This is a genomic window from Paenibacillus sp. cl141a (assembly GCF_900109305.1).
Classification (GTDB): domain Bacteria; phylum Bacillota; class Bacilli; order Paenibacillales; family Paenibacillaceae; genus Paenibacillus_AQ; species Paenibacillus_AQ lautus_A.
In genome coordinates this window covers 61,789-81,840 of record NZ_FNZO01000003.1, presented here as the reverse complement: position 1 = coordinate 81,840, position 20,052 = coordinate 61,789, and the positions used below count along the sequence as shown (strand labels likewise).

Here is a 20,052-nt window from a genome sequence, read left to right as displayed (position 1 = left end):
GTAATTAGAGGTGAGCTGCTTGAAAACAAATCGTTTCTCATCCGCATTGGGTGAGTTCATAAAATCGCGCAGAGAACGCTTGCAGCCTTCAGAGGCAGGGATCCAGCCGCTGCCCGGACGAAGACGCACTCCGGGACTTCGAAGAGAAGAAGTCTCTTATCTTGCCAATATAAGCGTGACTTACTATGCCTGGCTAGAGCAAGGCAACGAGGTGAATCCTTCGCCGGAAGTGCTGCTAAGCATCAGCAAAGCGCTTCAGCTTGACGAAGACGAGCAGAAGCATCTATTCGATCTGGCCAATGAAGATGTGGCGAGCGTCGTCACAGTGCCAAATAACGGTGGGCCGGATGCGGGAGTTTTGCAGAAAATCGTAGATCAACTTTATTATCCTTCTTTTATCACGGACGAAGGTACGGATGTTATCGCTTGGAATCGGGCAGCGGAACTGATCGTAGCCGATTTCGGCAGTCTGCCAGACAACGAACGGAATATGATGGACATTATGTTTTTAAAGCCGGATTACCGCAACAGACTGGTGAACTGGGAAGCCCCTGCCCGTTACGCTGTAGCCGTTCTGCGGGCAGGCTTCGATCTTTACAAGAACAACCCGTTCTATATGGAACGGTTTGAACGCTTGACGCGGGAAAGCGTGGAGTTTGTACATTTCTGGGAGCTATATGAAATCAAACAAAAACGCGTAGCCACCGCTTTATTCCGGGTTCCTGACGCACAGGAGATGGAGTTCGAGCTCCATTCCGCGGCTGTAATCGATAATGACCCAGGACTGCACTGGTGTTTCTTTGTTCCGGTGCCCGGTTCAGGTACGGAGGAGAGATTATTACGTTTACTTGAGCAGGACAGGCAGCTCCCGTAGACTGTTACTCCCGTTAATAGTATAGACGTGCTGTGGCTAGCTCCTTCCAGTTGCTTGTATGATTCAGTGGATGACAACGAATGGAGGGTGTTTAGCATGCAAACTTGGTTCATTACAGGAGCATCAGGAGGCTTGGCTTCACGTATAACTCGCCGGTTGCTGGATAGAGGGGACCGTGTAGCCGCAACGGTACGCAAGCCGGGGGTGCTGGATGATCTGCAGGCAGAGTACGGCTCCCAACTATGGCTGGCTAATTTAGATCTGACAAACCCTCAGCAAATTGCTGAAGTCGTGGAACGTGCATTTTCAGAACTGGGCACGATCGATGTGTTTGTCAATAATGCAGCCTATGGCTTGTATGGCGCAGTCGAAGAAGCAAGCGACAGACAAATTGAGCATCAGTTCATGACCAATGTGCTTGGCTCCCTGCGTGCAGCGCGTGCAGTCCTGCCCTTTTTCCGCAAGCAGGGCGGCGGTCACATGGTACAGATTTCGAGTATGGCGGGTCATTATTCTATTCCGGGTATGGGACTGTATTGCTCTTCGAAATGGGCGGTCGAAGGAGCCTTTGAAGCGCTAGCTAAGGAAGTGGCTCCGTTCAATATTAAGACCACTATGGTGGAGCCCGGCGGAATCCGAACGAATTTCATTACAAGCAACGCCATATTCGGCGAGCGGATGGACGAATACCGGGATACGGAGGCGGGCCAATTCGTTAGCCTGATGAAGGGAGAACTGCCTGGTATAGATATGAGCATGTTCAATCAAATGGTTGTCGGCGATCCGGATAAAATGGCGCAGCAGATTATTCGTCGTGTCGACCAGGGAGAGGGTCCGATACGTATGGCGTTGGGCAGTGACGCCTATGAGCAAATCCGGGCAGCCCTGCTGGACAGACTGGCCGCTCTGGAAGCACAGAAAGAGCTGGCTTACTCCACTGATTCAGATGATGTGATAAAACCATTTTAAAGGATACCAAAGCATTCGACATCCTCTACTTAAAGGGGAGCATATTTAAAACTTGCCCTTATTTGTGATACGGTTCACCTTAACGGGTCTATCTGCGAAAATAATGGCGGCCCTGTGGAAGCCAGACTTCGCTATGCCTGCTCACTTTAGCAGACTCATTTAATTAATACCGGTGCTTGGCCAGCAATGTGTCGACGTTACGCAACAAGCGATTGTATTAAAATTACGCTTGCCTTAAAGTGTACTTTAAGTCTTCTTAAGCTTATTGCTTGATGGTTAAGCCATAATCTGGTTGGCCACGGTCAGGTCCATATTTAGCTGTAAAATCCCTCTGACCTCGTCGCTTCGGCAATCGTATAGCTATGCCGAAGCGCTTTGGTGAGCGCTTCGGGCAAAATTTGAAAGTGGCATTTTCTCGGACGAGTTAAGGTGACATTTTCATAGACGATTGACAAACAGCCAAATTTTCACTTTACACCTCAGTCATTAGGTGGTAATATCATTTCTATAGTTCCATAAATATAGAAATGATGGCGGAAAGGAGAATTTAATGGCTGATGTCGATCACGATCTAGTGCAAGCTGTCAAAGTATACAAGGCTCTAGGTGAGCCTACACGACTAAAAATTGCCTTAATGCTAATAAAGCAAAAGAATCAATGCGTTACCGCGATCGGTGAACAGCTTGGACACGTAGCCGGTTCAACGTTATCCCATCATCTCAAGCAGCTGACGGAATCGGGTTTAATCCAGTCGCGAAAGAACGGTTCGTTTATTCACTACAGCGTTGATCAAGAAGTGGCAATGAAGTTTGCGCCATATTTACTGGCGTAAATTTTTTAAGCATCATTTCTATATCTTTAGAATTATAGAAAAGATAAAGGAGGGAAACCATTTTGGAAAATCGCGTGCCATTGGAACTTGGAATCTCTACATTTCTTCACACCAACCCCAAAAGAGGGGGCGTTCTGCCAGGCGAACGACTGCGACAAGCGATGGAAGAAATTCAGCTGGCTGATCAGGCCGGTCTTGATGTCTATGCGATCGGTGAACATCATCGCATGGACTACACAAGCTCATCGCCGGCAATTATTTTGGCTTCGGCTGCAGCTACTACAAACCATATTCGGTTGTCCAGTGCCGTTACGGTATTGTCTTCGTCGGATCCAGTCCGTGTTTATCAGGATTTCGCCACTCTGGATAACTTAACAAATGGGCGGGCCGAGATCATGGCCGGGCGCGGTTCTTTTGTCGAATCTTTTCCGCTCTTCGGATATAACCTGCAAAATTATGAGGAATTATTCGATGAGAAATTGGAGCTTTTACTCAAAATACGATCTTCAGAGAACGTATCATGGAGTGGCAACCATCGTGCACCGCTGCACAATATGGGCGTATACCCGCGAGCGCAACAATTCCCGCTTCCTGTATGGATTGCTAATGGCGGCAGTCCGGGGTCGGCCATTCGTGCCGGTCAGCTTGGTCTTCCTGTCATTTTCTCCATTATAGGCGGCATGCCGGAGCGTTTCGCTCCCTTAGTGCAGTTATATCTTAAAGCAGCCCAACAAGCAGGGCACGATCCTAATCAATTGCAAATCGCCTGTCATTCGCATGGTTTTATTGCCAACTCGTTTGCAGCAGCCAGAGAAAAGTATTATCCCATTATGGCCGAACAAATGAATCAAATTGGAAGGGAACGCGGTTGGGCGACTTATACACGAAGTGCATATGAGGAAGCACTGAGCCCTCGCGGCGCTCTTTATGTTGGAGATTCAGAATATGTAGCAGAAAAGATCGTGCGTGTAACCAAACAACTGGGCTTGACTCGTTTTCTTTTGTACGTTGACTTTAGTACGCTTCCGCATCGTGATTTGTTAAAAACGATCGAACGATTTGGAACAGATGTCGCCCCCCTTGTCCGCAAGGAGCTAGCTAGGCATTAAAGAAAGTAAGATGTTAAGAAATTGCAATCCTTCATTGTTATCATTTCTGTATTTTTAGATATATAGAATTATAAAGGGGAATAATTAAATGATTAAATCGTGGAAAGTTTATATTTTAGCGATTATAAGTTTTTTAGTAGGAACTTCGGAATTTGTAATTGCCGGGATATTGGATCTGGTTTCCAAAGATGTAGGCGTAACCATTGCTGCTGCCGGCCAACTCATTTCGGTTTATTCCATATCTTACGCGGTGGGTACTCCGATTCTTATTGCGGCTACCTCTAAACTAAGCCGGAGAACACTTATGCTGGCTGCTTTGGCGCTCTTTTTTATAGGGAATTTAATTACGGTGGTCTCGACGGGCTATCCGATGCTTGTTGGTGCGAGAGTGATCTTAGCTCTTAGTACAGGTGTATTTACGGTGGTTGCCTTAACTGTTTCTGCTCAAATTGCCGGACCTGGAAAACAAGGCACCGCCATAGCAACTATCATGATGGGATTTAATCTATCGCTTATTTTAGGCGTTCCTGTGGGAAGAGTCATTGCCAGCACCTACGACTGGAAAATAATTTTTTATGGAATCGGCCTTCTTAGTTTTATCGCGATGCTGGTCATTTTAATGGCGTTGCCAAAGTCGCAAGGAGAGGCAAATGTGCCTCTTAAAGAACAACTCGCCCTGTTGAAAAGGCCGCAGCTATTATTAACCTTGTCGATTAGCTTCTTTTGGATGGTCGGTTATACGATCATTTACACGTTTATTACACCATTTCTGATGAACATTACGGGTATGAGCAATGGGATGGTGAGCATCGCGCTATTTTCATTCGGTATAGCAAGTTTGCTGGGCGCTCAGGCTGGAGGTTATGGTGCGGATAAATTAGGTATTCCGCGTACGCTGAATGGAAGCTTAATGATCCACGCTGCTATTTTGATCCTTATGTCCCTCTTTGCCCATACATCAATAGCTGTCTTTCCGTTGCTGCTGTTATGGTCGTTTTTTGCTTGGTCTACGGGTCCCATTCAACAAGTTTATATGATTAGCTTGGCACCAAGCGCAGCGGGAATCCTTCTGAGCTTGAATACATCCTTCATCCAGTTGGGAATTGCTGTCGGAGCTGCCATTGGCGGTATTGTGGTGGAAAGCTTCTCCTTACAGTCAATCGGCGTGGCTGGCGCAATTGGTGTTGCAATCGCACTCCTTCCGGCTATATTATCGTTCTCGATGCGAAGTCAGTCTGCGAATGGCATACAATCCGTCACAAGCAAAGAATGAAACCATGCGTAAAATTACAAGAACAAGCAGCGGTATGTCGCTGCTTGTTCTTGTTTTCTATTTCCACTTCCTCCATCCAATGGACGCTTTGTAGAGCAAACGACTTCCCGTCTGTTGCGAAAACCAAATTGCATAGCTTTATAGCGGTTCGCTTGAGCGTATTGAATTGAGAGCCGAATGTCACTTATAACCGCAACCAGGCAGACCGGTTATACAAGAGTACGAATAACATCGACTCTAGCCTTATGTTCTGCTCCGATCTCAAAATGCACCTGAACTTCGCCCTACTTATGATACGGTTCCCCCCGATTGATCTTCACCGCTCGATAAATTTGCTCCACCAGCACCAGACGCATCAGCTGGTGCGGCAAGGTCATGCGCCCGAAGCTGAGCTTCGTCTGTGCGCGCTTCAGGACGTCCTCGGAGAGGCCGTTAGAGCCGCCGATGACAAAAGCCACGTTGCTGGTCCCGTACGTGCCCAGCTTGTCCATATGGGCTGCCAGGTCTTCGCTGGACCACAGCTGGCCACCGATCGCCAAGGCGATGACGTGGGTGTCCGGCTTGATGTGGCCGAGAATGCCGGCGCCCTCCTTCTCCTGCACTTGGCGCATCTCCGCTTCGCTCATGTTCTCGGGCGCCTTCTCGTCCGGTACCTCGTGCACGGTCAGGCGCACATAAGGCGCAAGACGCTTGCTGTACTCCGCAATGCCCTGAACCAGGTACTTCTCCTTCAACTTGCCTACGCATACAATCTGTATATTCATGGCGCTGTTTCGCTCCTTAAACTCGACTTTATGACGTTCATTCTAACATGGTGCCACTGCCAATTAAAGGACATACCATACGCATCCCACCTCCTAAGAGAGCTCTCACCCTCTTTCAATTCCACTAAACTCAAGCCGTATATTAAAAAAGAGCCCTCTCCAACGGGAGCGGCTCTTCTTCACTTCCTATCTATTTTAAAATGACCGGCAGCTCTTTCAGCGCAAACATCATCGTGCTGTCCATCCGTGCCAGCTCTACGGAGCGGTCCCGGCGGTATTCGGGGTAACGGTCCAGCAAAGTCTGGAGGGCCATTCGGGACTCCATGCGGGCTAACTGAGAGCCCATGCAGTAGTGGATGCCGCTGCCCAGACCCAAGTGAGGGTTCGGATTCCGGTGAATGTTGAATACGTCCGGCTGATCAAACACATCCTCGTCATGGTTGGCCGAAGCCATCCAGATATAAACGAACTGTCCCTGCTTCAGCTCCTGCCCCCGCAGCACCGTGTCCTGCTTCACGCTGCGGAACATCAGCTGAACGGGCGAGAAGTAGCGGAAGACTTCCTCAATGGCCCCAGGAAGCAGCTGTGAATCTCCAAGCACCGCTGCACGGACCTCAGGCAGGCTGTCGAAGGCGAGCACGGCCGAAGAGATCAGGTTGGTCGTCGTTTCGTTGCCGGCGACGAGAAGGAGAATGCAGAACCCGATAATCTCCAGTTCGGTCAGGTGTTCATTGTCGATACGGGCCTCGACCAGCTTTGTGATCAGATCGTCCTGCGGATGCCGGCGACGGTCCTCTGCGATCTCGGAGAAGTATTCGCTCATCTCGCGCTGGCATTGGTAATAGGCATCGGCATTGTCGCCAACCAGAGCATCCGACCAAGCCTTGAACCGTTCCCGATACTCCATCGATACGCCGAGCATTTCCGCGATCACCGTGATCGGTAACGGACTTGCGAGATCGGCCACGATATCCATCTTCCCCTTCTTCTCCGCTTCGTCCAGCAGAGATGTCGTGATCTCCTGGATCTTGGGGGCAAGCGATTCGATCATGCGAGGCGTAAAAGCATGGGATACCAGCTTGCGCAGCTGGCGGTGCTTCGGCGGATCCTGCCGCAGCACACTGGATTCAATAGGGTCAGCGGAGGATGAGGAGCCCTGGGAAGAGAACACTTCGTAATTTGTGAAGACCGCTTTGACATCCTCGTATTTAAATACGTTCCAGGCTCCGCCACCATCCATCGCCGCCACCGGAGATTCCGTCCGCATCTGGCGGAACCATTCCAGCGGGAGTAAACCGTTCTTATTCCATTCCATGCTTAACACCTTCGCTTTCCTCATCAAATTTGAACTGACTGGTCAGTTATAGGCATGTAAAAAAAGAAGGCCTTGCTTATTCAAGCGATATAAACAGGCCTTGGGTAATCATCGTAAAGGCAAACCGTTCCAGATCCTCGCGCGAATACCGATCTTGATGATTCAAGTAGTAATTGCAAGTGCTCTCCAGCGTACCGACGATGCTGGCAGCGGCCAGGTTGGGATCCACGGCACGGCACAGGTTCTCCTCACACTGTCCTTCCTCAATCATGCTTGCCAGAAAGCTTAAATAATTCCGCTTAAGCTCCTTTAACTCATCCAGGACATCCTGCTCAATACCGTTGGAAATCTCATTGAATACGATGTGCGAGAAATGTCGGGATTCCAGAAACAAATCCAGATGATGGCGAATCGTCCGCTCAATCTTCTCCTTCATCGGCAGGGAGGAATTCAGATCCGCTTCCGTCCGCTGCATGATATCCTCAAACCCCTGCTTCACCACCGTTTTGAAGAGCTGGGATTTGCCCGGAAAGTTGTAGTACAGTGTCCCCTTGGCAACCTGGGCGCGGGCGGCAATCTCGTCCATGCTTGCGCGGTGGTATCCGTTCTCGGAGAATACTTCAATGGCTGCTTGGATAATTTTTTCTTTGCTCACAATAGGGTCGGCCCTTTCACAGCTAAATTTAGTTCACTGTTCTTATTCTGACTGGTCAGTTCAAAAATAAGATACCATGCTGGAATAAATCAGTCAACAAATAGGTCCCTTTCCCCCATGTAAATGTTGGATTCCATCGCGATCTATTTCGATTCTTAGGTTTATTTCCGTGGTATCCTATACATATGGACCAATACGGTGTATATTTCAACAGGGCTGGTAAAGAATCAGCATATAGGAACAAGAATATACCGTAACGGAGTGATGGGTTGAGTAAATCCAAGGGCAAGGGCGGAACAGGCAGAGGCACGGGCAAGAAAGGCTGGAGCCGATGGGATGCAAGCGCAAGAAGAGCCAAGAGCAAACCCAAACCTTATACGAGTAAAGGGACCAAGCAGGCGGACAATGCAGCGGACGCCGGTAATCCTAAAGGTACCCCATAATGAACATATGGTTTTAAAACCCCTGACACAACCTAATGAAGGAGATGAACGGATTGGACAATCAAGAAGTTTTGACGGACATGCCGTCGAATTATGAGGAACTGAAAAGCTCCGCCAACCGAAACGCCAATTGGAGAGAACGCTTAAACGCCGTTGAAGAGCTGGGAAAATGGAAAAACCAGAAATCCATCGATATTTTGCTGCATAGACTGAATACGGATGCGGTTCACCAAGTGCGGGAAGCTGCCTATCATAAACTTCAGGCCTTTGGCGAGGACGTGCAGATGCCCGAAAGACGCAAAGGCGAGCTGATGAAGGACGTTTCGAAGGTGCTCCTGCGCATCAAAAAAAGTCTTCCCCGTGACCACACGTATAAAGATTTCAAAGAGAAGCTGAAGAAGATGAGAATCGACATCTACGATGCGTACGAGGGTGACAAAGGCGCCGACTTCGACAGCTGGCTGGAGCAAACGTGGTCTTCCTTGTTAAGAAGATAACGGTGAGCCCAGCCTTTCGGATGCTCACCATGTATATGAGAACTCCGGATATGTTATACTGAACACAAATATTAATTTATAGGAGTGGTACTCTGAGAAAGCAAAAGCCCATGTCGTTTGATGATCTGCTGAAGGAATTGCAAGGCCAGAAATCGGTACAGGAGGACCCGGATAACATCTCTCTGGAAAAGCTGTTCAATGAATCGTTTATGCGTAAACATTCATCCCATAACAGCTTTGGGGATTTTGTGGTAAAAGGTAACTTCCAAGTGGAAACGCACGAAGATATCGACAACATTCCGGACGAACTGTTTGACCGTCATGTCTCCAGAGAAACCGATTTCCCGGATTGGAAATCGATGCTGGAGCAGGCCAAAGCCGATCATGCGGCTGCCATGAAGTAAATAATGATAAATGTCGCTGCTATGACGCAGCTATGATCAGGGGCCGAAGGCCCCTTTTTCTATTCCATCCTTGAACGTGGTATGCATTTCGACAACAAATTGCTCACTTCGTCTCGGACTTGGATTCCGATTCTGTCCCGGCCTTTTCCCTGAATTTCTTATAGAGCTTTGTAATATTCGCCGTATTGATCTCGATGTTGTGCTCGTAAGCGTATTTCACTGCATATCCCAGCGCCATGGTTGTAGCACCCGCTACCGTCGCTCCGGCGACCGATCCAGCACCAGGGAACACCTTCACGATCTGCCGGAAAATGCTCTTCCCGATATTCCCGAATATCGTGGCAATGACGAGCTCCTTCGCCGTCTCCTTGCTGATCGGCTTATTGTACAGCACCGCAAGCCGGGTAAGCAGACTCACTTGAATGCCGGTAATCGGAATGATATCCGACCCGGGGATGGGGGATGCGCCTACTGCTCCTGCCGAGATCGAGGCACCGATGATCCACCCGTTGGCGGTCGCCGACTTTTCCTTGATGCTTTTGGCAAAAAGGATGTCTTTAGACTTTTTTTTAAGCATCTCCAGAATGCTGCTCCGCAGCCGATCGATGTTCTGGCCCGTCCGTGAGGACACCGGCATAACTTCATAACGCCCTCCGGTCTCCTTCCGGATACGCGCCACCAGGCGATCGATTTCATCCGCGGCGTCGATTTTGTTCAGCACGATCAGAATGTTCGAGTTGACGCCTTGAATTTTCTCAAATGACTTCTTCTCCGCCTCCGAGAACACGGTGCCTGCAGCGTTCAGAAAGAACAGCACGATATCCGCCTGTTTATAGTAATTCAAGGTCACCTCCGAATTGGCGGTGTTCACATCATTCAATCCGGGTGTATCGATAAAGGATATATGGTCCTTGTACTTGTGCGGATGAATCACCGTCGTTTCCCCGGGCTCGGCCCCGACGCCGGCCACCTCTTCGCCCACGATCCGGTTCATGGTGGAAGACTTGCCCGTATTCACGTCGCCAATCAGCGCAATGAGGATTTCCTGCTTCAGCTGGCGGTTGATTTCATCCATTTCCTTCTCGTAGGCCTCATCGGCTGCCCGCTTGATCTCTTCTTCCCAAGCTTTTCCGTAGTCATCCATTTCTGATCGTCTCCATTCACGATAGGTTTTCGCGCCACCGTGCAATCTATACATTCATCATACACTACGCAGGACTGTCCACCGAAGCTGCGTTTCTTCGATTCCCTCCATGATTCTCTTAAACAAAAAAAGCGTGAATTCATCACGCTTTTCCATTCGCATTATTTATTGAATTAAAAAATTCACATTACACAATTAAAAATTCAGCATGCTTCTCGCACTCCGCGCACTTCACCGGTGGGTCCCAGTCCGAAAACTCGGTCTCCTTCAGATCAACAATATCCGGAGCATCCTCATATTCATCCACGAAATTTTCGATCGCTAGTTCCACATGTTCCTTGCATACGACGTACATTCTATGCATCCTTTCTATCTTTCGCCTCATGTTGTGTTTACCTTCAAACCAGTATAGCCACTCTTCTGTTCTACCACACTCTACGAGAAAAAGAAATGTTTTTGACCCATTTATCCATCCCCGCTGTATTTCAACCCACAAATGCTTCCGATCCATCCATGGATTTCACATCCCAAGACCTTCCGCCCAACTTCATTACAGATGAGCAGCAAAAAAAGAGCGTGAAACACGCTCCTCTTTCGCGGCCGTCTCAACGGCTCGTATCTAACCTTTTTCCATCTCTATATATGGATACTATTCCATGCTAACGATAATATAACCCGCTATTTGCTTCTATAAACACCGAACAAGCACATCTTTATGAATAATGGTACACTCGCGGATCGTCCGCCAAGACAGCCTGCGTTATTCTCCAGGCTTCTCTTCCAGCTTGACCTTCAGCGACTGCAGCTTGCCGTCACGATAGAAGGTCACGTTCAGGTCTCCGCCCACCTTCGTGTTGTAGTACAGGTGCTTGCGGAGCTGGAGCGTCGTTGTAATCGGCTTGCCATCCAGCTTCACGATCACGTCGTTCAGCTGCAGACCGGCATCCAGCGCAGGTCCAAGCGCATCCAGCACGAGCACGCCTTCGGTTACCGTCTTCGGCAGCTTGAGATCCTCCTTCTCCTTCTTGCTCAGCGGAGCATACGGATTACTCAAGTCGACGGTGTATACGCCGAGATAAGGGCGGGCAATATGCCCCTTCAGCATCAGCTCGGTCACGACCTCCGTAATTTCGTTGACCGGAATCGCGAACCCGAGTCCTTCGACGCCGGTGTCGGCAATCTTCATCGTGTTGATGCCGATGACTTTACCGTTCAGGTCCACCAAAGCGCCTCCGCTGTTGCCCTCGTTAATGGCTGCGTCGGTCTGGATGACCTCCTGCTCCCAGTCGTAAATGCCGTCCTGGTTCAGGGATACCGGAATGATGCGGTTGGTATAGCTGACAATCCCGGAGGTCAGCGTATCGCCTAAACCCAACGGGTTGCCGATGGCGATCACCGTTTCGCCGAGACGAAGCTTGGAGGAGTCTCCAAATTCGGCAACCTCGCCGATGCCTTTGCTGTCAATCGACAGAACGGCAATATCGCTGACGTTGTCCGTGCCGACCAAGGTCGCTTTTTTCTTCTCGCCGCCTACCAGAACAACCTCCAGGGAATCGGCGCCTTCCACCACATGGTTATTCGTAATCACGAAGGCTTTGCCCTCGAGTTTCTTGAAGATGACGCCAGATCCAAGGGCATCCTCTTGCGAGCCGCCGAAATCCTCGCCGAAATCAAAATCATCGCCAAAGTCGAACCCTTCCGGAAGCTCGAAGTCGCCCTCATTCTCAGGCAGCGTGCCGGATTCCTCTTCCAGACCTTCACCCTCGATCCCTTCCTCTTCAGGCAGCGGTGTCTCTTTATGCGTCAATACGCTGACAACCGCAGGACGCACCTTCTGGGCAGCGCTAATAATCCGTTCATAAGGATCCCCATCCGACGTGGACAGCTGATGACTGCCATTGATCATGGTAATCGGTGACGACGTCGCAGGATGACCTGTAATGAAGCTGAACAGCATCACCGCAATCAAGGCGCTGCACACGGAACTGATCGCGGAAATCTGGAATGTGGATAAACCCTTCCTGCGGCGGGTGGTCCGCCACTTCGTTCGCTCAGATCGGTCCTCGCTGGTATTTTTGCTCCGTCTGGAAATTTTAGTTGAATAGAAATCATCGTCAAACAATCCCATTGCGATCCCTCTCTCCCCTTGGTTGCTACGCGTCAAGATACTTTACCAGCTTCAGACCTACCGCCATTACCGACTGACCTACTAAAATCATCTTGTCGTCATAACAACCGCCTTGCACCGCATGTATCTATCTTTCTATGAATCGGCAGCGTGCCACCTGTTAGATATCTCTCTAATGTATGACTCTTCTGGGGCTCAAAAAGTTGCATTTTTGAGCACAGTCTTTGAACTTTTAGTGAAATATCGCTCCTTATCCAATATTTGAACCCACAGCCAGAAATCTAGTTCCAGAAAAGGTATGTATTGACACCCGACCGTTCAAAAAAAACCCTGTATCCTTCTATTACCACAAACAGGGCGTTTTAAGCGCGAAACATCCGTTTTTTTCTAAAAAAGATGGGAATACCTGGGCCGGCTGCATTTGGCGTATACAAGCACCCCGTGCTCTAGTTCGTTGCAGGTGCTTAACCACAGCCCGCGCACCTTCCGGTGCTCCTATTGTACCACACGAACACAGGTTCACGTCAGCTTTCTTTGGTAAAAACAAATGCTAAATTGATGGCAATTTTAAGAGTCTGTGTAAAGAGAGATTTTACATTCGATCATAGCGATTGTTCGGGTGAACACAATACCCTTGTATACGAGCCAGACAGCCAAAAGGTTCCATTTTTCGAGGATTTTCCATGATCCCCTATTCCCTCATCCCCGCAATCCTGGCAGCGGCTACCCTTGATTCCTGCATTCCCCCTTTAAAGACTATACCGAACAAATGTGTTAAGAAAATGGCAGCATGGTTGGTCTTCCAAGCCAAATATTTTCATTTCGGAATGCCGCGCCACAGCTCTCCGGCGACCCACACATCATTCCTATTTGGATTCACCGTCACTTATTCTTTCCGAACCTCTCCGCTGCAAAAATACTTCCCCGTCCCCTCTGCAGTATCTACCCTGTTTGGCCTATCGAAAAAGCACATCGCCTGCGCAAGCCATAGGATTTCGATCTGCTCCTCCGTCTCCTGGCATTGGTTAGGTTATCCATTCATCTGCGGGTTGACCGCAGGGAATGTTATAAAGGGGAAATCATATGCAAGGAGGGTTAAGGATGGCAAGAAGATCACGGCGGCACCGGAGTCCCGAAATGCAGCAGTTCATGACAAACGTGATGCGGAACGAAGGCTATCAAGTCGACCCGCAGCGGCAGCAGGACCTCAAATATGAGGTGGCCAAATCACTCGGCGTACCATTGAAACCCGGAGACAACAGAGACCTGACCACCGAACAGGCGGGTAAAGTCGGCGGTGCAATCGGCGGTTCCATGGTTCGGGAAATGGTTCGTATGGCGCAAGAAAGCCTCAGCAAGCGTTAGAGACAAGCCGTTTCTCAGCACGTGATACGTCCGTCCGTAACAGCAAACAGCCCCACGTCATCAATCCATCTTGACCGTGGGGCTGTTATGTTCATGCCTATATAAAGATATCCATGTTATGAATGCTGAATTCGTCCAAGGCAAGCTGTCTCACTAAACTATTCCCCGACTTTATCCCAAGGGGTCGGACGGTCATAATACGTATCGCACAATTTAAACTCGCTGTCCTTGAAGAAGCAGCCGCGGTCTTCCATCGTATCGCGTACGGTCATTCTTGCCAGGTCCATCATGTTATGATCCAGGCTGAGGTGGGCCAGATACGTCCGTTTAGTATCGCCTGTCAGCAATTCGCTTAAAGCATCGCCTGCCGAATTATTCGACAAATGCCCCATATCGCCGAGAATCCGGCGCTTGGTATTCCACGGATACCGTCCCATCCGGAGCATCTCGATATCGTGATTGGCTTCCAGCACCAGCACATCCGATCCATCCAGCGCTTTCTTCACCTTATCGCTGACATAACCGAGGTCCGTAGCAACGCCCAGCTTCTCGTCGCCGTCATAGAAGCAGTAACCGACCGGTGCCGCAGCGTCATGGGATATTTCAAACGGCTCCACCCGCAGCGTGCCAAAATCCTTGACCTCATGACTCTCCAGCACAATCCGGTTCTCTTCCGCAATCTTGCCCAGCGACTTGCTCATCGCTTCCCACGTCTTCTCATTCGCATAAATCGGCAGATTGTATTTGCGCGCCACCGCGCCAAGCCCCCGGATATGATCCGAATGCTCATGCGTAACCAGGATTCCGTCGATTTCTTCTCCCATCATTTCGCGTTCCTTCAACAGCTCATCGATGCGCCTTGCGCTTAAGCCAGCATCGATCAGCAGTGTCGTATCCTCATTGCGGACAATGGTCGCATTGCCCGTTGAGCCGCTCGACAGCACGGAAAATGAAATCCCCATAGTCTTGTTACTCCTTTGTCGTATCGCTTTTTGGCGTCAGCACGTCCCCGCTGATGCCCTGTACATAGATCATCTCGCCATGATCCAGCGTAAACCGCCACGTCGGTGCTGCCAACTGATCCTCTGTATTAAACAACTGCCCATAATAACCAAGCTGAATATCGCGTACCGCCGAGTCAGGCGGGATGAAATTACGCTCGATAAGGGTTTCCAAGGCCTTCGATGCAGGCAGAACCTTCTGTTCCTCCATATCGCTGCTTGGCAGAATCTCAAACACGGGTTCGCGAAACGCATGGATCTTCTGGGCTTCATGGATAAACTCCAACTCCACGTTAAACAGCGGCCATTCCTTCTGCACCAACGGCCGGAATATGAAGACATTCTCCTTGTCTGACGGCTCGTCATGGCGATAGTTCCCGAGATTCGCAATCTTGCCTTCCAGTGCATTGCGCAATTCCTTCTCATCGGCATAAATCAGCTTCGTGTCCACCGGCTGCTCCAGCCCTACCGGCTCGCCCTGGGCTTCCGCGCTGTAGATATAATTAATTTTGGGCAGCTGCGGCGTTTCCGTCGGGATGGGACTCAGCAATTGAATCCCATTCTCCTCCATCACCTGCTGGGTGCTCTCGGAAAGCGAGGTGAAATCCAGATTGGAGCCGACCTGCTCGCGGTAGTCCATCCAGAGCTGATAGCCCAGCACCAGATTCAGCAGCAAAAACGCGTAAATCAGAACATTTTTGGCACGGCCCCAATCCATGAATATCCCTCCTTGTGATTCAATGTACCCCGTATGATTACTCGAGTATGACAACCGAGCCGTTCTGGAGCTTTAAAGCCCATACCGGCTTCAGCAGCAGCCCATCTCCCGTCAGCACCGGCAAATAGGCGGGATCCAGACCTGTAACCACACTCTCCTCGTAAGGCTTCAGCTTTGCTTCCAAGTCTTCGCCTCCCGTAAGCTTTACCATCTGTTTCTTCAAAGAGGCCGGCTCGAGATATAACAGCGAGCGCTCATAAGAGGTTACCGTTCCCTGCTGCAAATCCAATTCCATGACGCCATATTGGAAGCCTGGCGTATTCAGGATCGGGAATCCGCCGTAGTATTGTTGGAATTTCACCAGCGTCCGATCCTCGGATTCACCCGCTTTAGCCAGCCTGTATATGCCATTCCAGCCCCCATGCTGATTCACGAAATCGATGGCGGACAGCACATCCTTGCCGGGACTGCTCTCTCCGGATGGCGGTGCAGCCGGATCGGTATAGCTGATCCATTTCTGTCCCTGGTCCACCTGGAGGCTCCGCTTACTGTCCGTATAAATCTCGGAGCCGTCTTTTTCCCGAATGTTGCGGGTGATGCTCGGGTCAAAAAACAGGCTGCGCTGCATTTGATCAACCGTATATTCCCCGATCGGCAGCTCAACGCTGACCATATTCAGCTCCTTCTCTGGGGTATAATACCGGCCATCCACCATCTTATACGGCGTCCAGCTCAGCCCGAAGTCCACCAACTGATCCACGTCCTGTACGGTCAAATCCGCCTGGGCGGCTTCATAGACGACATCGCCTTCCGTACTGAAAAACATGACATGGATCTTCGCTTCGCCTTCCACGCTGTACAACCACATTTTGTTGATGCTTTCCCCTTCAAACAGGGTGTCCGGGACGATCTGCATCACTCTCTGGAGCAGCGTTACCGGAATGCCCGAATCAAAGCTAAGTTCAATGCCTCGATTCTCGGAACGAACCTTGGCCCAATCGATGTTGCTGACCATCCGCCGCTGGAAATTATCAAAGGTCCGGCCTTTAAGCCGGTTATACACGAGATTATAGAACGTATCGTTCGGATAAAACACCGTATGCTTGTCTTCGCCCAGATGAATGACCATTTTGTCGGGAAAGAGGAGATTCTCGGGCTTCTCTTCCGGCCCCATCTCCTCGGTTCGGATATAGGCGTCCTTCGATTGCACAACCGAGTCGCTGCCCGGAAAACGGAAAATCAACACATAACTTTGTACCAAGCTGCCAACGACCAACAGGACCAGCAGCACGGTCTTCAATCGCTCCTTCACGCTAACACCCTCCCCTCATCGTCAAGGGGCAAGGTAAATGTCACCGTGGTGCCCTTCTCCAATTCGGATTGAAGCGTAATGAAACCCCCATGTGCCCTGACAATTTCCCGGGCAATGGACAGACCGAGGCCCGTTCCGCCCAAATTGCGCGTCCGTGCTTTATCCACCCGATAGAAGCGCTCAAAGATCCGGTCCAGATCCTTCTTCGGAATACCGATCCCGGTATCCTTAACGGATAAGGATAACATGCCTTCCTCCGTTATGCTTGCATCCATGGTGATGGTGCCTCCGTCCGGCGTATATTTAAGGGCGTTGGATATCAGGTTATCGAGAACCTGATCAATGCCGTCCCGGTCCAGCATCGCCGTGGATACGCCCGGCTTCACTTCAATAATAGTGCGGATATGCTTTTGCTTCATTTGGAAAGAGAATCGGTCCTCTACATCCTCCAGCATCTCCACGATGTCCGTCCGCTCCTTATGCAGAGCGGCCTCCTTGGAATCCAGCCGGGACAAATGCAGCAGGTCCGTCACCAGCCGGATCATCCGGCCGGTCTCATTCTGGATGACGCCGACGAATCGCGGCCCCATCTGTTTATCCTCCAGCGCGCCATCCTCCAGCGCCTCGGTATAACTCTTGATCGTTGTCAGCGGCGTGCGCAGCTCATGGGATACATTCGCCACGAACTCCCGCCGGGATGCCTCCAGCTTCTCCTGCTCGGTAACGTCCTGCAGCACGGCAATCGTGCCCGTGATGCCGATCTCCCGCCGGTGAATCGGCGTGAAGGTCACGCGCATCATGAACGGTTCCCCGCCCTCGCGCGGCGTAATCTCAAGCAGCTTCGAATCATGGCCTTCGCCGCGCGCCAAGGCTTCGGATTCGGATTCTTCCAGGCCCAGCAGGGACACGATATCGTGTCCTGCCAGTTCTTCCCCCTCCACGCCCAGCATTTCGCCGGCGCGCCGGTTCATCAGGATGACACGTCCCGCTTCATCGGTTGCGATCACGCCGTCGCTCATATTCGTCAGGATCGAAGCAAGCTTCTCCTTCTCTTCTTCGTTCTGCGAGAGAGCTTCGCGCAGACGGCTGGTCATATAGTTGAACGCCTGGCTGAGCTGGCCGATCTCATCGCTGCCGAATACCGGCGTTTTCTCGGTAAACCGGCCGTCCGCGACGGCCCGCGCGTGCTTGGTCAGCTCCTTGATCGGATGGGTAATCGTATGCGACAGGATGACGCCAAGCACCGCGGTCAAGCCGAGGGCCAAGAGAATGCCCGATATAAAAATATTGTTGATCCGCTGCATCGTGCTGTACAGCTCGCTCATGCTCGCTACGATGTATATCGCGCCGACGATTTTTTCGTTGTACATGACGGGCTTGGCCACCACTTTTTTGCGGATATTATCATCGTCGATGATGTACTCTTCATTATCCTGTATTCCCTGCAAGGCCCGACTGACAACCGTCTGCGTGTTCTTGGTGCTCACATAATCGGCGTGGGAGGGCAGCGATGTGGTCAGGACCCGCCCGGTGGAGTCCAGCACCTGGATTTCGGCGCCGTTCAGGTTGAACAGATTGTTCACCATGACGCGCAGGCTCTCGATCGGATCCTCCTCGGTATCGTTCTCGCCGCCAAGGGTTTTGGCCGCCAGAACCGACATCAGCTCCGCGCGTTCCTGCAAGTCCTTCGTGAAGTTGCTGGTCAGCGAGTTCTTCATCGCACTAACAAAATACACCCCGATCAGCTGCATCGCGATCAGAATGAGAAGGACATAAATAATGATGACCTTCGCCTGGATGGTGCGGAAGAAGGACAGCCACTTCATTACAGGCCTCCGTTTTTCGCGCTGCGCATCAGGTAGCCCAGTCCGCGCCGAGTCAGGATATATTCCGGTTTGCTCGGATTCTCTTCAATCTTCTCGCGAAGCCGGCGGATCGTCACGTCCACGGTCCGCACATCGCCAAAGTATTCAAAGCCCCATACCGCCTGCAGCAAATGTTCCCGAGTCATCACTTTGCCGGCATTACGGGCCAAATAATACACCAATTCATATTCGCGGTGCGTCAGATCGAGTGCTTCCCCGCTTTTGTATACCATGTACATGTCCGTATCAATAAACAGCTCAAACAGCCGCAGGCCTTGTCCGCCTGCATTTGTGCCGCCTGTGTTATCCGCCGTGTTGTCCGGCTTCTGCTGACGTCGCAGATGCGCCTTCACGCGTGCGAGTATTTCTCTCGTGCTGAACGGCTTCGTTACGTAATCATCCGCCCCGAGCTCAAGTCCAAGCACCTTGTCGATCTCTCCGTCCTTCGCCGTCAGCATGATGATCGGGATCTGCAGGTTAGCGGCACGTACCTCGCGGCACACGTCCATTCCGTCTTTGCCGGGCAGCATCAAATCAAGTAGCATCAAATCCGGCCGCTGCGTGAGCGCAATCTCCACGGCGCTAATGCCGTCAAAGGCGCAGATGACCTCATAGCCCTCTTTTTCCAAGTTAAACTTTAAAATATCGGCGATGGGCTGTTCGTCATCCACCACCAGAATGGTTCCCTGCATCTTCCTGTTCACCTCATACCTTCTTAAAGAGGATGTTCAAAAAAGTCCCTTTTTGAACTCACACTTAAACGGTCTTCTTTTCATTTTACCACACCTGCCGTTGCTACACACCCACTGGTCCAACGTGGCTGTGCTGATTCTGGGGGTAGCCACTTTGATGATAATGTTGAAAACAGGTTAGGCCTAAGAACGCGGCTCCCCTTCGCTTTTTGAGTGTGCGTATTGAATGATGATAAGGATAGAATCGTCACTTGTATAACCGTGTACGCTTGTTGAAATTCATAACTTTTTTGGATTATCATGGAATCACCCTTTGAGAGAGATTCATCCGTTTTATTTAAGTTAAGAATGGGAGCTCAATCTATAAATACAAGGAGGAGTTATATGGATGGAAAGTACAAATATAGTTACTCATTTTAGACCCATATATATTCTGTTTATCCTCATTCTGATCATCTCATTGTTCATCATGATTTTTCGGAATCGCCATAAAGTAATCAATGGTTTTACAATTGCAATAATTACCCTTATGAGTTTGGCAGTATCCGCTCATCTGACCTATCAAATAGGTTACCTTGCAGATGAATTAGGAATCGGCGGCGACGCTGTATCCTTTAATATGTTTATTGCAGTAGTGATACTATCTTTGGTTAATCTCCTAGTCTACGCCTACAAAAGAGAATGATTCTTAT

At 50.3% G+C, this 20,052-nt stretch carries 21 protein-coding genes; 10 read left to right on the top strand and 11 right to left on the bottom strand.

What is annotated here, in order from left to right:
* Nucleotides 1-19 precede the first annotated feature (19 nt).
* The 5 genes from BMX45_RS10360 (at nucleotide 20) to BMX45_RS10340 (ending at nucleotide 5,057) form a co-directional block, all read left to right on the top strand.
* Nucleotides 20-874 carry a helix-turn-helix domain-containing protein gene (locus BMX45_RS10360; RefSeq protein WP_090909606.1) on the top strand — a complete coding sequence of 285 codons (855 nt, stop codon included), beginning with the start codon at nucleotides 20-22 and terminating at the stop codon, nucleotides 872-874.
* 96 nt (nucleotides 875-970) lie between these two features.
* The gene (locus BMX45_RS10355; protein ID WP_090909605.1) at nucleotides 971-1,843 is read left to right on the top strand and encodes an SDR family oxidoreductase; all 873 of its coding nucleotides are present in this window, start codon (nucleotides 971-973) and stop codon (nucleotides 1,841-1,843) included.
* A 550-nt stretch (nucleotides 1,844-2,393) separates the two neighbouring features.
* On the top strand, nucleotides 2,394-2,675 hold the full coding sequence (locus BMX45_RS10350; protein ID WP_090909604.1) for an ArsR/SmtB family transcription factor: 282 nt from the start codon (nucleotides 2,394-2,396) through the stop codon (nucleotides 2,673-2,675).
* A gap of 62 nt (nucleotides 2,676-2,737) precedes the next feature.
* Nucleotides 2,738-3,784, top strand: coding sequence for an LLM class flavin-dependent oxidoreductase (locus BMX45_RS10345; RefSeq protein ID WP_254778024.1), 1,047 nt, complete (start codon nucleotides 2,738-2,740; stop codon nucleotides 3,782-3,784).
* 88 nt (nucleotides 3,785-3,872) lie between these two features.
* The gene (locus BMX45_RS10340) at nucleotides 3,873-5,057 is read left to right on the top strand and encodes an MFS transporter (protein WP_090909603.1); all 1,185 of its coding nucleotides are present in this window, start codon (nucleotides 3,873-3,875) and stop codon (nucleotides 5,055-5,057) included.
* A gap of 284 nt (nucleotides 5,058-5,341) precedes the next feature.
* On the opposite strand, the gene rlmH is transcribed toward BMX45_RS10340, so the two are convergent.
* The 3 genes from rlmH to BMX45_RS10325 form a co-directional block, all read right to left on the bottom strand.
* Nucleotides 5,342-5,821 (bottom strand): 23S rRNA (pseudouridine(1915)-N(3))-methyltransferase RlmH, encoded by a 480-nt coding sequence (gene rlmH, locus BMX45_RS10335; RefSeq protein WP_090909602.1) that lies wholly within the window; start codon nucleotides 5,819-5,821, stop codon nucleotides 5,342-5,344.
* Between the two features lie 190 nt (nucleotides 5,822-6,011).
* Nucleotides 6,012-7,136: a cytochrome P450 gene (locus tag BMX45_RS10330; protein ID WP_254778023.1), complete on the bottom strand. Its 1,125-nt coding sequence runs from the start codon at nucleotides 7,134-7,136 to the stop codon at nucleotides 6,012-6,014.
* A gap of 76 nt (nucleotides 7,137-7,212) precedes the next feature.
* The gene (locus BMX45_RS10325) at nucleotides 7,213-7,791 is read right to left on the bottom strand and encodes a TetR/AcrR family transcriptional regulator (RefSeq protein WP_015738090.1); all 579 of its coding nucleotides are present in this window, start codon (nucleotides 7,789-7,791) and stop codon (nucleotides 7,213-7,215) included.
* Nucleotides 7,792-8,060: 269 nt separating this feature from the next.
* On the opposite strand from BMX45_RS10325, the gene BMX45_RS10320 reads away from it, so the two are divergent.
* The 3 genes from BMX45_RS10320 to BMX45_RS10310 all read left to right on the top strand — a co-directional run bounded on the left by BMX45_RS10320 (nucleotide 8,061) and on the right by BMX45_RS10310 (nucleotide 9,135).
* The gene (locus BMX45_RS10320; RefSeq protein WP_090909600.1) at nucleotides 8,061-8,234 is read left to right on the top strand and encodes a DUF3934 family protein; all 174 of its coding nucleotides are present in this window, start codon (nucleotides 8,061-8,063) and stop codon (nucleotides 8,232-8,234) included.
* 44 nt (nucleotides 8,235-8,278) lie between these two features.
* Nucleotides 8,279-8,731, top strand: coding sequence for a HEAT repeat domain-containing protein (locus tag BMX45_RS10315; RefSeq protein WP_254778048.1), 453 nt, complete (start codon nucleotides 8,279-8,281; stop codon nucleotides 8,729-8,731).
* A 110-nt stretch (nucleotides 8,732-8,841) separates the two neighbouring features.
* On the top strand, nucleotides 8,842-9,135 hold the full coding sequence (locus tag BMX45_RS10310) for a hypothetical protein (protein WP_090909598.1): 294 nt from the start codon (nucleotides 8,842-8,844) through the stop codon (nucleotides 9,133-9,135).
* A 103-nt stretch (nucleotides 9,136-9,238) separates the two neighbouring features.
* On the opposite strand, the gene BMX45_RS10305 is transcribed toward BMX45_RS10310, so the two are convergent.
* From BMX45_RS10305 to BMX45_RS10295, 3 genes are all read right to left on the bottom strand, one after another.
* Complete coding sequence (locus BMX45_RS10305; protein WP_090909597.1) at nucleotides 9,239-10,279, bottom strand: dynamin family protein; 1,041 nt, start codon at nucleotides 10,277-10,279, stop codon at nucleotides 9,239-9,241.
* A gap of 187 nt (nucleotides 10,280-10,466) precedes the next feature.
* Nucleotides 10,467-10,634 (bottom strand): CxxH/CxxC protein, encoded by a 168-nt coding sequence (locus BMX45_RS10300; RefSeq protein WP_007129186.1) that lies wholly within the window; start codon nucleotides 10,632-10,634, stop codon nucleotides 10,467-10,469.
* A gap of 405 nt (nucleotides 10,635-11,039) precedes the next feature.
* On the bottom strand, nucleotides 11,040-12,407 hold the full coding sequence (locus BMX45_RS10295) for a S1C family serine protease (protein WP_090909596.1): 1,368 nt from the start codon (nucleotides 12,405-12,407) through the stop codon (nucleotides 11,040-11,042).
* Between the two features lie 1,101 nt (nucleotides 12,408-13,508).
* Between BMX45_RS10295 and BMX45_RS10290 the strand changes: the two genes are divergently transcribed.
* A complete protein-coding gene (locus BMX45_RS10290; RefSeq protein ID WP_175495081.1) occupies nucleotides 13,509-13,772 on the top strand; it encodes an alpha/beta-type small acid-soluble spore protein in 264 nt (87 codons plus the stop codon).
* Between the two features lie 158 nt (nucleotides 13,773-13,930).
* On the opposite strand, the gene BMX45_RS10285 is transcribed toward BMX45_RS10290, so the two are convergent.
* The 5 genes from BMX45_RS10285 to yycF are packed head-to-tail and all read right to left on the bottom strand — an operon-like array spanning nucleotide 13,931 to nucleotide 19,360.
* On the bottom strand, nucleotides 13,931-14,734 hold the full coding sequence (locus BMX45_RS10285) for an MBL fold metallo-hydrolase (protein WP_009591509.1): 804 nt from the start codon (nucleotides 14,732-14,734) through the stop codon (nucleotides 13,931-13,933).
* 7 nt (nucleotides 14,735-14,741) lie between these two features.
* Nucleotides 14,742-15,491 carry a two-component system regulatory protein YycI gene (yycI, locus tag BMX45_RS10280; protein WP_090909595.1) on the bottom strand — a complete coding sequence of 250 codons (750 nt, stop codon included), beginning with the start codon at nucleotides 15,489-15,491 and terminating at the stop codon, nucleotides 14,742-14,744.
* Nucleotides 15,492-15,528: 37 nt separating this feature from the next.
* Nucleotides 15,529-16,803, bottom strand: coding sequence for a YycH family regulatory protein (gene yycH / locus BMX45_RS10275; protein ID WP_090909594.1), 1,275 nt, complete (start codon nucleotides 16,801-16,803; stop codon nucleotides 15,529-15,531).
* Nucleotides 16,800-18,629 carry a cell wall metabolism sensor histidine kinase WalK gene (gene walK, locus BMX45_RS10270; RefSeq protein ID WP_015738098.1) on the bottom strand — a complete coding sequence of 610 codons (1,830 nt, stop codon included), beginning with the start codon at nucleotides 18,627-18,629 and terminating at the stop codon, nucleotides 16,800-16,802. Before walK ends, yycH begins: the two co-directional genes overlap by 4 nt.
* Entirely contained in the window at nucleotides 18,629-19,360 is a 732-nt protein-coding gene (gene yycF, locus BMX45_RS10265) for a response regulator YycF (RefSeq protein WP_090909593.1), read from the bottom strand. Before yycF ends, walK begins: the two co-directional genes overlap by 1 nt.
* Before the next feature lie 388 nt (nucleotides 19,361-19,748).
* Between yycF and BMX45_RS10260 the strand changes: the two genes are divergently transcribed.
* On the top strand, nucleotides 19,749-20,045 hold the full coding sequence (locus BMX45_RS10260) for a hypothetical protein (protein WP_090909592.1): 297 nt from the start codon (nucleotides 19,749-19,751) through the stop codon (nucleotides 20,043-20,045).
* Nucleotides 20,046-20,052 lie beyond the last annotated feature (7 nt).